The organism is Pseudoalteromonas sp. APAL1 (genome assembly GCF_021532475.1).
GTDB lineage: Bacteria > Pseudomonadota > Gammaproteobacteria > Enterobacterales > Alteromonadaceae > Pseudoalteromonas > Pseudoalteromonas lipolytica_C.
Window position 1 is genome coordinate 67471 of record NZ_JAKGAW010000020.1, and the last position, 15682, is coordinate 83152.

General features: G+C 39.3%; 13 protein-coding genes. 5 read left to right on the top strand and 8 right to left on the bottom strand.

The genetic code is table 11. From position 1 onward, the window contains the following. Window positions 1-105: 105 nt before the first annotated feature. Together L1264_RS11615 and L1264_RS11620 are read left to right on the top strand one after the other, a co-directional pair. On the top strand, window positions 106-1326 hold the full coding sequence (locus tag L1264_RS11615) for an MFS transporter (protein ID WP_135926872.1): 1221 nt from the start codon (window positions 106-108) through the stop codon (window positions 1324-1326). 152 nt (window positions 1327-1478) lie between these two features. After that, entirely contained in the window at window positions 1479-3881 is a 2403-nt protein-coding gene (locus tag L1264_RS11620; protein WP_199527272.1) for a TonB-dependent siderophore receptor, read from the top strand. 47 nt (window positions 3882-3928) lie between these two features. Here L1264_RS11620 and L1264_RS11625 read toward each other — a convergent pair whose 3' ends face one another. The 4 genes from L1264_RS11625 to L1264_RS11640 all read right to left on the bottom strand — a co-directional run bounded on the left by L1264_RS11625 (window position 3929) and on the right by L1264_RS11640 (window position 9310). Beyond that, window positions 3929-5146, bottom strand: coding sequence for a sugar efflux transporter (locus tag L1264_RS11625; RefSeq protein WP_235404027.1), 1218 nt, complete (start codon window positions 5144-5146; stop codon window positions 3929-3931). A 286-nt stretch (window positions 5147-5432) separates the two neighbouring features. Further along, complete coding sequence (locus L1264_RS11630) at window positions 5433-6941, bottom strand: trehalase family glycosidase (protein WP_138557123.1); 1509 nt, start codon at window positions 6939-6941, stop codon at window positions 5433-5435. Window positions 6942-6950: 9 nt separating this feature from the next. Then, window positions 6951-8201 carry an MFS transporter gene (locus L1264_RS11635; protein WP_135926869.1) on the bottom strand — a complete coding sequence of 417 codons (1251 nt, stop codon included), beginning with the start codon at window positions 8199-8201 and terminating at the stop codon, window positions 6951-6953. A gap of 101 nt (window positions 8202-8302) precedes the next feature. Further along, window positions 8303-9310 carry a LacI family DNA-binding transcriptional regulator gene (locus L1264_RS11640; protein ID WP_135926868.1) on the bottom strand — a complete coding sequence of 336 codons (1008 nt, stop codon included), beginning with the start codon at window positions 9308-9310 and terminating at the stop codon, window positions 8303-8305. A 270-nt stretch (window positions 9311-9580) separates the two neighbouring features. On the opposite strand from L1264_RS11640, the gene L1264_RS11645 reads away from it, so the two are divergent. Then, the gene (locus tag L1264_RS11645) at window positions 9581-11851 is read left to right on the top strand and encodes a TonB-dependent receptor (RefSeq protein WP_135926967.1); all 2271 of its coding nucleotides are present in this window, start codon (window positions 9581-9583) and stop codon (window positions 11849-11851) included. A 53-nt stretch (window positions 11852-11904) separates the two neighbouring features. Here L1264_RS11645 and L1264_RS11650 read toward each other — a convergent pair whose 3' ends face one another. From L1264_RS11650 to L1264_RS11660, 3 genes are read right to left on the bottom strand one after another with little or no spacing between them, the layout of a single operon-like run. After that, window positions 11905-12528, bottom strand: a complete 624-nt coding sequence (locus L1264_RS11650; RefSeq protein WP_199527273.1) for a GDSL-type esterase/lipase family protein — start codon at window positions 12526-12528, stop codon at window positions 11905-11907. Next, complete coding sequence (locus L1264_RS11655; protein ID WP_135926866.1) at window positions 12528-13052, bottom strand: DsrE family protein; 525 nt, start codon at window positions 13050-13052, stop codon at window positions 12528-12530. The genes L1264_RS11650 and L1264_RS11655 overlap by 1 nt, the downstream gene beginning before the upstream one ends. A gap of 47 nt (window positions 13053-13099) precedes the next feature. Further along, window positions 13100-13564 (bottom strand): flavodoxin family protein, encoded by a 465-nt coding sequence (locus L1264_RS11660; RefSeq protein WP_135926865.1) that lies wholly within the window; start codon window positions 13562-13564, stop codon window positions 13100-13102. Window positions 13565-14193: 629 nt separating this feature from the next. Here L1264_RS11660 and L1264_RS11665 point away from each other — a divergent pair. After that, window positions 14194-14439, top strand: a complete 246-nt coding sequence (locus L1264_RS11665; RefSeq protein WP_199527274.1) for a hypothetical protein — start codon at window positions 14194-14196, stop codon at window positions 14437-14439. Between the two features lie 40 nt (window positions 14440-14479). After that, window positions 14480-14893: a hypothetical protein gene (locus L1264_RS11670; protein ID WP_054554047.1), complete on the top strand. Its 414-nt coding sequence runs from the start codon at window positions 14480-14482 to the stop codon at window positions 14891-14893. Window positions 14894-14954: 61 nt separating this feature from the next. On the opposite strand, the gene L1264_RS11675 is transcribed toward L1264_RS11670, so the two are convergent. Beyond that, complete coding sequence (locus L1264_RS11675) at window positions 14955-15440, bottom strand: hypothetical protein (protein ID WP_235404029.1); 486 nt, start codon at window positions 15438-15440, stop codon at window positions 14955-14957. Between the last annotated feature and the right edge of the window lie 242 nt (window positions 15441-15682).

The window sequence follows — 15682 nt, forward strand, 5'->3', positions numbered from 1 at the left end:
AAGATATATCTTTAACCACGACAGCAAATTATTCAAGCAGTTTTTACTACTTTTATACACTAAGATACATAGTAAAGGTGTAAGCCTTCACATGAGGATACAACAATGAATAGAACACACGATCCTTTGCAAATGATTAGATGGTTGACATACATGATGTTTTTTATGTTTGCCATGACCTCTGATGCGGTTGGTATGATCATTCCTGAGTTAATAAAAGAATTTGACCTCAGCATGACACAAGCTAGTGCATTCCATTATGCCCCAATGGCACTGATTGCTTTTAGTGGCCTATTTTTAGGATTTCTTGCCGACAGTTTTGGCCGTAAACAAACGATAATGTTGGGCCTGGGTTTATTTACGATTAGTTGTTTTTTATTCGCGATAAGCAGCAGCTTTAGCATATTTGTAGTGCTTCTTAGCTGTATTGGCCTTGCTATTGGTTTATTCAAAACAGGTGCTTTAGCATTGTTAGGTGATATCTCTAAAAACAATTTAGAGCACACAAAAACCATGAATTTAGTCGAAGGCTTTTTTGGTATCGGTGCTATCGTAGGCCCTGCTTTAGTGAGCTTTTTAATTACGCAAAAAGTTAGCTGGACTTACCTATATGTTATTGCAGGGGTTTTATGCTTAATTTTAACCATTATAGCTTGGCGTGCAGATTACCCTAAACCTAAAAAGCAAGAAGAACACGCAAAACCCGCCTCCCTTGCCACTACTATGAGCATGATGAAAAACCCTTACGCACTTGGCTTTTCTTTAGCGATTGCCCTTTATGTAGCAACCGAAGTGGCTATTTATGTGTGGATGCCTACTCTACTTGGCGATTACACTGGCCCATGGCAATTACTGGCAACCTACGCATTGACCTTATTTTTTATTTTACGCGCTGCGGGACGTTTCTTAGCGGTATGGCTTTTAAACCACTTAAGCTGGCAAGCGGCGATGCTGTATTTAAGCTTAGGGATCGCACTATGTTATTTAGGCTTAATATTTGGTGGTGTTGATTGGGCAATATTCTTATTACCCTTATCAGGTCTGTTTATGTCAATGATTTACCCAACTTTAAACTCGAAAGGTATTTCTTGCTTTGCCGTTCAGCAGCACGGTGCGGTAGCTGGGGTCATCCTGTTTTTCACTGCATTATCTGCAGCTGCAGCCCCACTACTTATGGGTATGATCAGTGATTTCTTTGGCCACATTCGTTATGGGTTTTATCTCGCAACAGGTTTCGCATGTTTACTGTTTTTAGCCATGCTATATAACTACTTACGCAACCCTGCTGAGCAAGCTTTAGCGCAGCACAGTGCATTAAGCCACTAAATAAAAATCGTTAAAAATCAATTATCGAACATAAATTGTGCAAGTTTTTCGCTAAAAAGACTTGCACTGTGTAAAATTATTGTTATCTTTACTTAATCGATTAAGATAACAATTTAGACAACAAACCATCTGGGATTGACACGAGGCACATTATGACAACACACAAACATGCCCTTTACACATTAAGCGCGCTTGCGCTAGCAGTAAGCCAAAACTTACACGCAGAAGAGCAAGCACAACCAGCAGAGGCTAAAAAAAGCGGCCTTGAAACAATCGTTGTAACAGGTGTACCGCGCCGTACAACGATTATGGCATCAAGTTCATCGGTTAGCAGTGTTACATTAGCAGAAATTGAAGTATCAACACCACGCTCTACTGCAGAAGCATTCAGAACAATCCCGGGTGTTCGTTCAGAATCAACAGGTGGTGAAGGTAACGCGAATATCGCAGTACGTGGTTTACCTGTTGCATCGGGTGGTGCTAAGTTCTTGCAACTACAAGAAGATGGCTTACCTGTTATGCAGTTTGGCGATATTGCCTTTGGTAATGCAGATATCTTCATGCGTTTAGATTCAACAGTACAAAGTGTTGAATCAATCCGTGGTGGCTCAGCTTCGACAGCAGCAAGTGACGCACCAGGCGGTATCATCAACTTTATTTCAAAAACGGGTGAGAACGAGTCAGGTAGCGTATCAACCACGGTTGGCCTTGATTATGACTCTATCCGTACTGACTTTGAGTATGGTACGTATTTAAACGACAGTGTGCGCTACCACATTGGTGGCTTTGTTCGCCAAGGTGAAGGCCCACGTGAAACCGGTTATACATCAAATAAAGGTGGCCAAATTAAGGCAAACCTGACTAAAGAATTTGATGCCGGTTATGTTCGTGTTTACTTTAAACACCTTGATGATAAAAGCGTAGGTTACCTACCTATGCCAATGTACTCAGATGGCGATTCAATCCCAGGCTTTGATTCGCAATCAGATACGCCGCATTCAGCACTTTTCACACAAACTCTGCGTTTAAATGGCGATAACCAAATTAGTACTGGCGATATGACCGACGGTATGAATCCGGTTGTTACCTCAGTCGGTTTTGAAGCGGCATTTGATTTAGAAAACGACTGGCGTATCGAAAACCGCTTTAGAACATCGTCAGTGAGCGGTAACTTTATTTCTCTTATTCCAGCTGAAGTTGCATCTGCAAGCTCTATCGCCTCTAGCATTGCTGGTGATGGTGCATCACTTGTTTATGCAAATGGTGGCTCAGCAGGCGAAGCTTACGGCGATGACGATTTAGCAATGCGTATTCACACATTCGATGTAACGCTAAATGACATGGGTTCAATTGTTAATGATCTTAAGTTAACTAAGTCGTTCTCTGATGACACTAGTGTTACTTTTGGTTACTTTGCATCAAGCCAATCAATTGATATGTCTTGGCTTTGGAACTCGTACGTTATGGAGCTAAAAGGCGACAACGCAGCATTACTTGATGTTACCGCTGCTAATGGCGATAGCTACTCTGATAATGGCTTGTACGCTTATGGTACTCCATACTGGGGTAACTGCTGTCAACGTAACTACGACACAGAATACGAAACGCGTGCACCTTACATTAACTTAGCCACTAAGTTTGGCGATTTAAGCATTGATGCAAGTGCTCGCTATGATTCAGGCGAAGCACGTGGCAACTACGCAGGTGCAGTTACATCTACGATTGATATGAACGGCGACGGTACCATCTCAATTCCAGAGCAAAGTGTTGTTGGTATTGATAACGCAAATCCAAGCATTGTTAACTACGACTGGCACTACAGCTCATACTCAATTGGTGCGAACTACCAAATTGACCCAAGTTTCGCGACATTTGCCCGCTTAAGTAAAGGTGGCCGCGCAAATGCAGACCGCTTACTATTCGGTAAAGTAGAAGCTGATGGTTCAGTTGCCGAAGCCGATGCAATTGATGAAGTAAATCAATATGAGTTCGGTGTGAAAAAACGTTTTGATTCACTATCAGTATTTGCAACAGCATTCTACGCAGAAACTGAAGAGCAAAACTTTGAAGCAACATCACAAAAATTCTTTGACCGCGAGTACGAAGCAAAAGGTATTGAGGTTGAATCAACGTACTACGTTGGTGATTGGGACTTCCGTGGTAACTTTACTTGGACAGATGCAGAAATTGCTAAAGATGCGTTATCGCCAGAGTTAGTTGGTAATACACCACGTCGTCAAGCTGACCTAATCTACTCATTAATGGCAACTTACAACTTTGACAAAGGTGCTGCTGGCCTGAGCTTTATTGGTACAACGGATGCTTACGCACAAGACAGTAACGACCTTAAATTTGATGGCTATACACAAGTGAATGGCTTTGTAAGTTACAACCTGTCTGAAAACTTAAGCCTATCGCTTAACGTGAACAACCTGTTCGACACCGTAGGTATCACAGAAGCAGAAGAAGGCTCTGTACCAGATAACGACATTATTCGCGCCCGTACTATTAACGGCCGTACAACGTCGCTTACTTTAAAATATTCTTTTTATTAATACCTCTCCTCCCTCTTTAGCCCAGTATTTACTGGGCTTTTTGCGTTTTACGTGTTCTTAGTAACAGCAACAAAAGGGCTTTGTATAAGACTAGGTTGTTGCTCTTTTCTTTTCACATAACTAAACAGTATTAAGCAGCCTAAAGCTAAGCTTGCAGCAAGCATTGAACCTAGGCTTGCAAATCTAAAGCTGTGAAACTGTGCAATAACTCCTGTTGCCCCTGCCCCACACATAACCCCTAATTTAATCGCGTTCGTGTAAAACGCCGAGGTAAACCCAATACGCTCTGGTAGCTGATCTTGTAATACGGTTAAACCAATGCCCGCAAAAATACCGTAAAACAGCCCATTTAAAACTTGCAGCGCGATTAAATGCCATACCTGTGTGGCAAAAAACACCCCTAAATAAAATACAATGGCACAACAAAATGCGACTACAAGCATCGAAACCTTACTGTATCTTTTAGCAAGCTTTGCCGCATACAGCATGATAGGAATTTCTAACAGTACCACAACACCCATAAATAGCCCAGGCGTATGCTCAGCAAATCCTAGTTCAGTAATGCTATAGAGCGGCAGTGCCGATGAATACATAATATTGCCCGTTGAGCCAAGCATAATAGCTAAGCCTAGCAACCAAAATGATAAACTCGCAGCGGCTGCTGGCTCTGAGCTATGTTGTGACTTTTTAGCGCTATAGTCAGGAATGAACTTAAATGCAAAGATAAGCGCAACCAATGCACACGCTGCAGCAAAGTAAAACGAGCGGCTAAACTCTCCTCCCGAGGCTAACAAATAGCCAAGCGGCGGGCCGCCCACCCAAGCAAAAGAAATAGCGGCACGTAAACGCGAATTAAAACTGGTGATGTCGATGTTCTGTTGACGCCCTGCCCATTGCCTTGCCACGGTCATCATTTGCGGAATTGCTGCATTTCCCATAGCTAGAAATAACACGCCCGCAAGTAACACTTGCCAAAATGCAGTGGCATTAGCAAAGGTCACTAACGCACACACCATACCTGATACAGCCACCATAAATAACTTACGTGCACTAGTTCCTTTATCAGCCATACCACCCAGCCACTGACTAATAATTAACCCCGTAATAGTTACTGCTACCATATAAACACCCAAATAAACGGGTGGTGTCTGCAGCCCTTCTATAATGAATAAGCTCATCAAAGGGTTAACGAATGCCCCCATTAATCCCGTTAGCATGCTTAGAAGAATAAAAATTACACCATGCTGTTTAAGCAATGCTTTCACCAACAACCCCACATCAAAACGACAATTTAATAAACAAATTAAAGGGCGCAGATTATACACAGCTTTACTGTAATTTTCATTTTGTAATACAAATAATAGAGAAGGAGTTTCGCATAATGAAGCTATGCTTTTAAGAAGAGACAATTAACTGTTAAGAACAAACAGTTACTTGCCAATAGGGTTATCCCTTAAGCTGTACTATGACTGTAACAACTTAAGAGATACAGCTTGAACTCGCAATATACTTACAGCTGCGAGAATTGCTTGAAGTGATAAACCAATACCTTTAAAGCGTGCTATTTAGTAATTTATAAAAGCGAGATGTCACCCCGTTTGTCCAGCCAAACCCTTGTTGCACAGTATATTCACCGCCACCGGCTCGACTAACTAAATCACAAACGTTATATTTTTCTAATAGGCACTTATCTTCAGTAAAACGCATTTCAATCATGCTCAACCAATTTTTCATAATTGCCTGCGCTTCACTAACATAACCATAATCAAAGAGCCCTTTTACAGCAAACCACTGCAGAGGAGCCCAGCCATTAGGGCTATCCCATTGTTGTGAAGTACTACATAAGGTTGTTACTAATCCACCCGGTTTTAAAAACTCTGACATCAGCTTTTGCTTTACCTGTTCGGCTTGCCTAGCAGACGCTGCGCCAACAAACAACGGCACCGCTGTTGCCAATGAATCAACCTCACTTTGCTGATTTAAACGAATATTAAAATCTCGATATACCCCAGCCTCACTATGCCAACAATATTGGTCAATTGCTTGCAAACGAAGAGCGGCTAATTCTTCTATGGAATGACATTTTTGATCCTTACCCAGCAGTCGATAAAAGTCTCCAAGTGTTCTTTCAAGGTTATAAAGCAAACAGTTTAGGTCAACTGGGACGATATTGGTGGTTTCAATCGTTTTTAAATCATGATGATCTACAAGCCAGCGACTACTGAAGTCCCATCCTGACTCGCATGCCGCTCGTATATGTTGAAAATAACTTAACTTTTGTACCTCATCGAGACCTTCAGCATCGTGTAAATCTTCTTTTAATGATTCAGGTCGAGGAGTTGTAGAGCTATCCCAATAACGGTTTAAAATTGCGCCATCAGGCATTCTTACAACTCGCTTTATTAAAGGTGTTTGCGTTGATAATTCGCTACAATCTTGCATCCAAAATTGATACTCAGACTCTAAAGCTTCAATAGCACTTGCAAGCCAAGTTAAATCATCCTGATGCTGATATTTAGCTTTCCAAAGCATAGTAAGCATGAGTGCTAATACAGGTGGTTGTGAGCGACTACTGTAATAGATTCGATTACCATTTGGTATGCAACCATTGCGATTTTGCAGGTCAATAAAGTTGTTTACCATTGCTTCTATTGTTGCAAGATCACCAATATCCTCAAGGCCTAATGCGGTAAAATAACTGTCCCAATAATATATTTCCTGAAATCGTCCACCAGGCACAATATAGTCATAAAACAGCGGTAACAATGAGCTTGATAAGTCTGTATCTGCACTGCGGTGTAAGTGAGGCCATAAATCAGCAATATATTGTTGTACTGAAGAAGTATCTATCTTAGCTGTTGGGATTGTTTGGTCGGCAAACATAAAATGAGTCATTACAAACTCACGAAGCTCCTCGCCTCTCAAAGGCCCAACGAGCAAATATAATTCACAAGCACTTTGCCAAGACAAATTAGGAATGGCATCAGCAAACATCTTAGAATCAGCAAACACCTCTTCTAACTGCACATCTTTAAATAATTGACTATCAAGAAAGCTCATAAATACCCTTTATTGTTCAGCTGAAGTTGTATGAGAAAGAGGTTTTAACGTGTGTTTCTTGAACACTGAAACACTCACCAATAACAATGCAATAGGCACCAAAGTTAAATAAAAGGCATGTTGGCCACTAAATTTATCAAATACCAACCCTGTAATAATTGAGCCAGTAGTCCCTCCAAGAGCAGAAAAAACAACTATCAGTCCTGTCATTGCTGCGTGCTGATACTTAGCCAATGAACTCAACATAACTGAGTTAAGTACCGGATAAATCGGTGCCATAAAAAAGCCAATCAGGGGTAACATGAATGCAGCAAGTGGTACATCAAATATTGTTTTTACTTGGCTACCATCAACGTTGTGCGTCATAGGTAATACAAGTAAAACCAGCACAGCCATAGATATTAAGCAACTGATTAATATACTAAACCAATTTAGATAGCGCAGTAATTGACCAGCAACCAAGCGACCTAGCGCAAGCGCCGCAGCAAATATACTTGCTAGCTGAATACTTACATCAACGGGGAGCATTAAAACTTGATTATTAAAAGTAGGTAACCAAGTACCTACTCCCTGTTCGATTAATACATAAAGAAAGGCACTGATAATAAAAATTAACACCAACGGTTTATACGCAAGCCTTAGCATGTCAATAAACGCGTGAATTTGTGAGTAGTGCGAGCCCTTTAATTCAGGTGATTTAATTGGTGCTGTAAAAACAGCTAAAAAGGCTACGGCAACAATCAAGGCAAGCAAATAATATACATTTAACCAGTGAGTGCTCTGCACATCATTTGGATCGATAAATAAAGCAAAGATCCAATAGCCTGCTAACACACCTAGCATAAACACCCCTTCAATGGTGTTTAGCAACGCTGAGTGCTTATTAGCACTGTCTGTTACCTGGCCAATCACTGAATAAACAGAAATTTTCATCACTGCAAAGCTACAACCAATTGCTGCAAACAGTGCCTTTAGTACCCAGAACTGTGCAATTGTAGGTACAACTAAACACATAACAGCGACAAAAACTAAGGCAGCCAACATCGCGATTTTATAACCAACCCGAGGAATAAACGACGCAACTAAGAATGAAACAATTGCTATGCTTAAGTCTTTAAAACCCTCTAAAACGGATGCGTCTGTTTTAGTCACACCTAAACTATTTATTGCTTGCAAAATAACAGTACCGACACTGTTTAGCATAATAGCAAATACAAAATAGCTGCACGCCAATGCGACTGTTATTCTGATCGGATTCATTCACTCAAACCTAAGATTATTTTTATTTAGTCTAGTTTAGCAATCAAGTAAATGCAAACGTTTGCAAACACATTTAAACAAATATTTAACAACAGCCCAAATCAACGCTGACTGGATTGTCTACAAATTAATTCAATATCAACAACTTGAGAGGTGGTTGTTTGCCCCGAAAACTGCGCTATTAATTTTTCCACAAGAATAACTGAGGCACGCTGCGTATTCTGTTTAATACTTGATAAGGAAGGATGGCTGATATCTGCCATTGCGATATCGTCAAAACCGACTAAAGCGACATCATTTGGAATACTAATATAACGCTCTTTTAACGCTTTCATAGCGCCAAGTGCCACCATATCGCTACATGCCATAATACCGTCAAAATATAGGCCTTTTTCAACCAAGAGTTTATTTATACTTTTGTAAGAAGCGCCGCTTGTAATATCAATAGAAACCACATGAGGTGTGGCTTTCGCACTCGCTATCGCATCTAAATAACCTCGGTGGCGCTCACCTATTTCGGCATGCCCAGGATCACCTAAGAACAAAATATTCTTGGCTCCTTTATTCAATAAATGCTCAGTAGCAAGCCTACCACCTAAATAATTATCGCTCCCTACAATAGGGTAATTGCTGGGCGATTTAGGATCTCCCCAAACCACTAGGGGCACACCCGCATCTGCTGCAGCTTCGATATTTGCTTGATTCTTACCCTGCCCAACTACTATAAGACCGTCAGCACGACGACTATTTATGAAGTAGTTGGCCCAATCGTCGCTCGCCATAAATGAGTTTGAAAGCAGCAATTCTAAGCCAAATTTATTCAATGCAAGATTAATTTCGCCAACAACTTTAAGTAGAAAAGGGTCATTTATAGACTGCTCGGTGTCCCCATCTAGGTTAATTATCACGGCAACAACATTGGTTTTTTGTGTTCGTAAACGACTTGCAGCAGTGTTTAAACTAAAATTATGCTGTTTGGCTAAGCGTTGAAGCTTTACCCTTGTTTCCTTTTTAATCAATGGGTTATCATTCAGGGCGCGAGACACAGTTGATGTCGAAACCCCTGCTAATTTAGCCAGATCAGCGAGCTTCAATTTTTTTTCATTCATAATGCTAAAACACTGGGTGCTGTCCTTAGAATATGTGCCAGCAATATAACATCATTTTAACTAAACCGCTGCGTTTCAGCAGATAATATTTTTTCAGTAGCACGCATTTCATACTCTAATCCTGTGTTCAAATTTACAACAAAAAGTTATAAAAACCATTTGCAAACGTTTGCATTGATCTTTATGGTTTAAAAAAGCAAGGCATTAACAATTGCAAAAATCGTTTCAATAACTTGCTTTACACACAAAAGGAAATGGGAACACACAATGATGACAACAACATATACTCGCAGTGCATTAGCCTCTGCAATCCTGCTAGCAATCAGTGGCCAAACTGCAATGGCCGAAGAACAGCCACAAAAATCAGCAAATGAAAAAGTAGAACGAATTGTCGTATCGGGCACACCTGCCGGTATCGGTGTTCGTAAAATCGACGCAGGTTACGCCGTGACAAACATTGATGCCGATCAAATTGTTAAACTATCGCCAAAAAGTACAGCTGACTTGTTTAAAGCCGTACCAGGTGTGTGGGTAGAAAGTTCAGGTGGTGAATCTGGCGCAAACGTGTTTGTGCGTGGTTTTCCCGGTGGTGGCGATGCGCCATTTTTAACATTGAGTCTTGAAGGCTCACCAATTTACCCTGCACCTACTTTATCATTTTTAGAAAACTCGTCGTTATTCCGTTTAGATGAAACCATTGAAACAATGGAAGCACTGCGTGGTGGTCCAAACCCTGTTGTATCAAACGGCCAGCCTGGTTTAACAACGAATTTCCGTTTAAAGCGTGGTGGTGAATACACTGAAGGTGTTTTCAAATACACGACCTCAGATTATGACTTGCAGCGACTTGATGCTGTGGTAAGTGGTGAGGTTTCTGATGATCTATACTTTATGGTGGGTGGTTATGTTAAAAGCTCACCAGGTATTCGTGATGCTGGTTTCACATCAGAAAAAGGCAGCCAGTTCACAATTAATATCACAAAAGAGTTAGAAAACGGCACCATTAATTTATACACCCGTCAAACAGATGACCACGGTGCTTGGTACTTACCAACACCACTGAATGTTGACGGTATTGATGCTGAGTACACGCAACTAGGTACTTTAAATCGCCAAGCAACTATTTACACAGGCCCAAATAATGACGAACGACAAATCGACTTAGGTGAAGGCCGTGGTTGGAAAGGTCATGTTTCTGGCGGTAGTATCAAACTTGAATTTGATAACGGCTGGAGCTTTACAGATCGCTTTAACTTCACCAAGGGTGATGCTAACACATACGGCTTAGTACCGGCAGGCTCTGCAACAACGATTGAAACAGCTGCTGAAACCGGTGAAACGATAACAGGTCCAGTAACAGGTGCAGTAACTGGCACAGAATACGGCGCAGACACGGCGGTGCAAAAAGTTGGCCGTTGGGTGGCATTAAAAGAGATCAGCGCATTCACCAATGATTTAGCGTTTGCTAAAAAGCTTGATAATCTATCGCTGGCATTTGGTTATTACACAGCAAGCACATCAGCAAATGACTGGTGGAGCTTAGGCAATGTAGCGTATCACGTGCTTGAAGCAGGTGGCGAAATGCTAGACGGTTTCGAATGTAATGCAAGTGTTGATGGTTGTGGCTTTAACTACGATATCAATTCAACAGGTGATGCACGCACCAATGCGTTTTACACAACAGCTCAATATAAATTCAACGATGACTTTACGCTTGATGCAGGTATTCGTTTTGAAAACCATGAAGTGGAATACTCAGTTGATGAAGGTCTTGACGGTGTGATCACTCAGTCTGTTCAATATGACGAAAGCAAAACATCGTGGACAACAGGTATTAACTACTCAATTTCCGATGACATGGGCGTATTTGCTCGTGTAAACCGTGGTTACAAAATGCCTTACTTCGACGACTTCCGTGATAACTATGGTGCTTACCAAAATGGCGAAAAGCTAATTAAAGAAGTAACACAAGCTGAGTTTGGTTATAAATTATTAACAGACAGCACCGACTTTTACGCAACATTCTTCACTAACGAAGTAAAAGGTGACACATTTAATCGTCGACCAGGTGACCCATCTGAAATTTTAACCAACGAAGCATACGGTATTGAGCTTGATTATAACTACAACCATGAATCTGGTTTCTCAGTTAACTTAAACTCAACGCTTCAAGAAACTGAAATAACAGAAAGCCCAACTAACGAAGGCAACGAAAGTCAGCGTCAGCCAAAATGGCAAGTACGTTTAACACCAAGCTATGACTTTGAAGTTAGTGACATGTATGCAACCTTGTACGGCACAATCTCAGCGGTTGATGACCGCTACGGAAACAACGAAAACTCAGTTACTTTAGAAGGTTACGAAAAAGTAGACATAGGTTTAATTGTTGAACCTATGGAAGGTATTAAAGTGCAGTTAGCGGTTGATAACTTAACTGACGAACAAGGCATAACAGAAGGTGACCCTCGTAATGCTGATGCACCGAATGGTCGTTACATTATGCCGCGTACTACACGCTTAAGTATTAGCTACGAGTTTTAATAATAACTCCCTAATCCCTTGATTGTAAAATCAATACCCAAGCCACTGAGTTATTAAAACCTGTGGCTTTTTTCATTTATTAGTAACTCTAGCAAATGCTCTGCAATAGCTCGATGCGACTCAAGGGTTAAATGTATACCTTCTTGCTGGCAAGGCGGAGCTATTGCTGTGATATCCAGGAACAGCGTTTGCTGTTTCACACACAGTTCAGAAAAAGCCTTAACTAGCTCATTAGACTTTGCAGCCGCCCCCGCATAAATAGATTGATATGCGCCAACTTCATAAACCCTAGCAGCGCTTAGTATTATAATTTTGGGTAAGTCTCGATGTAGATAATATTTCTTTATGTTTGAGATGAGGGCTTCTAGTGCCTTGGCAATATCAGCAACCGACAGTGCAAAACGGCGCTTTAAATCATTCGTGCCGAGCTGAATAACAATCACATCTAAATGATAAGCCGCTAGGTAAGGCTCTAAGTACTTAATACCCAGTTTATCGCCACTGAAAGGTGGGTCGTTCACCAGCGTGCGATTAGGCTGGCCAGCTTCAATAACTTGATAGCCGGCACCTAATTTAATACCAAGTAAACTAGGCCAGCGCTCATCAGCAGCAAAGCGCTTACCATCGACGGGCGAAATACCATAAGTGTTTGAGTCACCAAAACATAAGATATTCATTAGAATGGATTAAGTGTATAACCTTGTTGCTGCAACTGTGCATGCGCGGTCATTGCCGATAACGCCATTTGCACACCAGGAATAAGCTGTTGCTGCTTTACCTTCATGTGCGTTGCAGACTGCCCACACACATACACAACGGTATTATGTGCCAACAATTGTGAGATCAATTGCTGATTTTTATTGTCACTATCAAAGCGCTTTTTATAAAAACTGTTTTCCAGTACATCAACACTTGCGCCACCATGCACAACTAAAGCAAGTTGAATGTTCTCAGGCTTCACACCATGGGCTATATGCATATTAATGAACCTTGCTAATGAGTTCATTTTGTTATTCTGCGCCCCTTTTTCTGCCGCATCAGCTACATCAAATGCCACTTTGAACACCGTTTGATCAGAGATTGGTGCATGGTTTGGCACATCATAATAAAAACCAAAACCTTTGATAGCAGGCTCAGCTTGCTCTGCATAACTAAACGAAGATAATAAGGCTAAAGATAAACCTAACAGTGTTGATTGCATGAAAGTTCCTGTTGTTTTTTACTTTAGCCTACCTTGTTTAGACGCGTTTAACTAGCATCAATATGTTGATGCGCTTTAAAGGTCATTCCTAAGTAATTGAAGGTGTTTTTAAACATCTCGATAAACGCGTTAGGTGCGTGTGCAGAACCTGCATTTGACAGCAATGAAAACTGCTTTTCACGCAGTGTTCTCAGTTTTGGCCTTAGCGTTTCATCATCCATATAATCAGTGATCCGGTCTAAAAATGCTTTAAACTGCGGTGTGGTGTTATACCAATACACTGGCGATGCCAGCACCCAGTGTTGATAATTTAACAGCGCTTCGAATACCGCATAAAAATCATCATTTTTATATTGCTTGTCATAGCAATAAGGCGAGATAACATAGTCATCTAGGCATACCACATCGCCACCATATTGCGTTTTATAATCATTAACTTGTAAGCTCGTGTTACCCTGTTTTCGCGCACTTGAATAAATAATTACCGTATTTGTTGTTGGTTTTTGTTGCATTACTATCACTCCTTTTTTTATGATGTGCGCAGCGTAAAACCTCAAGCTAACTTTAGGTCAAGAACGAATTATACTTATAAATGTTTTTGGCTTATAGCTTCTATTACCTTATGAAAGTTTAGCCTTTTTTAATCATTCCCAAAAAATTGAAGCAGTTTTACAATGTAAAATTTACCATTGTCTAAAACCACAAAAAAATGTAATATCCCCAAAACAAGGACTAAATCCAGATAAGGAATATCGCGATTAATACCCAAGAAAAAAATCAAACCCCCTCTCCAATAGATTTATTAAAATGGTTAATAAATCAAGAAGCTTTTTTTGAAGTTACTCTTTTTGATCACTTTGGAAATAATTTCTCTGGCAGGTTAGAAGAGCTAAGTAAAGAAACTAAAACTTTAATCATTTCTGACAAAAATAAAAACAAAACATTTTTTAACTTAAATTATTTATCACATGTAACAACTAGTGACAAATACTCAATAATAGATTTACTTTTAAATTCAAGCCAGAAAAATAAAAACCCTGAAAAAATCGACATTGAAGAAATAATAAATTTAACTTCAGAAATGTTAAAGTTGAGTTACAACCTAGACTTAAAATTCGTTATTGATAAATGCAACAACAGTATGGAAGCTGAAAAATTATCTATAATTATAGATTACCTAACAGAGAACATAAAAAAATTAACTAATGATGACTTTACATTATCAGCAATAAATAAAGTACATACTTTCCACATCAAAAATGATGAAACTTCAAAGTTTAATTTAAAGCTTAACAACAAGACTATAACAATAAAAATAAGCTATTCAGAACCTCTACCACACAGCATTAATCAGCTTATCGAAAAAGGGCTTAATAGAACTTTATAATTCATTAATTTTAACACTGTCAAATAAATAAGGAATGACAATGGGACTAAGAGAGAAAAAAGCAGCAAGAGAATTTGAAAAAAATCGCTTCGATTCACTTAAAAGACAAATTTTTGAAGCTGCCAAATTCGAATTTGATATAGAAGTAAATTGGGAAACACTTGCTATTGATGATTACGCTCATTTATACGATCAAACATGGCCAATGATCTATTTTGAACCAACTATAAAGGCGTTCAAAGAAATGTGCTCAGATGAATTTTCTAAAGAAGCGATAGAAGAAGATTTGAAAAAATTAATCATTCAAAACTATGGTAATGTTCATAATGCTAATCATTTTGCGACATATAGCAAGGGCATTTTAACCTTAAATCATTCGCCAATATTGAATGCAGCAAATCAAATAGATGAAAGAGCTGAATCTGTACAGAATGCTATTGAGAAAGAACTATAAATTTTCATTTATAGATTTTAATGTAATGATCTACTCTTGGTAGATCATTGCAATAATAAAATTAAAACAGAGATTTTATTTTATCCGTATAATCAGATGCGCTTCGAGTCATTTTATGACCTGTTTCAATATTTAAAGTATTACCAGATAAAGCAAAGTTATTTTTTGAATCTAAAAAGTCTTGCTTAGCTTTTATTTTAATATTTTTTAATTTTGCTAATTCTTCTTTATAATCTTCATCACTTGCACAAATAGTTGCAATTGCTTCAAGTGCCGCAACAGTTCGTTGACCTGAGTGAGAAATAACCCATTCACTTTTATAGTTATCTTTTTTTAGGTTTGCATCATTGCTACTAATCATACTTTTATAACTATCCCAGTCTACAATGACATCTAAAGCTGAATTGCCACAGCTAGATTTAACCTTATTCACTTCAGCTATAATATTATTATCAACATTCCTCATTGCTTTTTTATCTTTTACTGAAGCATATACTGATGAACTAGCCATTAAAATAACCATACCAAATAACAATTTATTTTTCACAATTTTTCCCTTTGCATATAAAACATAAACAGAAGTTATAATATACAACATATATACAAAAAAGTTACCAATAAAATCAATAAATTTATTTAGTCATAAATAAAAATAAAAGACTAGAGCTGCGATATCGCTTGCACAATGAAATACATTTTATTTACTATTGAATGCACACTACCTCAAACTAACTTTAGGTCAACACCTTGGAGCAAATTATGGCAGATAAAACACTTGTTGATGCAAAC

Coding starts and splice junctions, on each gene's coding strand:
- L1264_RS11615 (WP_135926872.1), top strand. CDS start 106: ATGAATAGAACACACGATCCTTTGCAAATGATTAGATGGTTGACATAC.
- L1264_RS11620 (WP_199527272.1), top strand. CDS start 1,479: ATGACAACACACAAACATGCCCTTTACACATTAAGCGCGCTTGCGCTA.
- L1264_RS11630 (WP_138557123.1), bottom strand. CDS start 6,941: ATGAGCTTTCTTGATAGTCAATTATTTAAAGATGTGCAGTTAGAAGAG.
- L1264_RS11635 (WP_135926869.1), bottom strand. CDS start 8,201: ATGAATCCGATCAGAATAACAGTCGCATTGGCGTGCAGCTATTTTGTA.
- L1264_RS11640 (WP_135926868.1), bottom strand. CDS start 9,310: ATGAATGAAAAAAAATTGAAGCTCGCTGATCTGGCTAAATTAGCAGGG.
- L1264_RS11645 (WP_135926967.1), top strand. CDS start 9,581: ATGACAACAACATATACTCGCAGTGCATTAGCCTCTGCAATCCTGCTA.
- L1264_RS11650 (WP_199527273.1), bottom strand. CDS start 12,528: ATGAATATCTTATGTTTTGGTGACTCAAACACTTATGGTATTTCGCCC.
- L1264_RS11655 (WP_135926866.1), bottom strand. CDS start 13,052: ATGCAATCAACACTGTTAGGTTTATCTTTAGCCTTATTATCTTCGTTT.
- L1264_RS11660 (WP_135926865.1), bottom strand. CDS start 13,564: ATGCAACAAAAACCAACAACAAATACGGTAATTATTTATTCAAGTGCG.
- L1264_RS11665 (WP_199527274.1), top strand. CDS start 14,194: ATGGAAGCTGAAAAATTATCTATAATTATAGATTACCTAACAGAGAAC.
- L1264_RS11670 (WP_054554047.1), top strand. CDS start 14,480: ATGGGACTAAGAGAGAAAAAAGCAGCAAGAGAATTTGAAAAAAATCGC.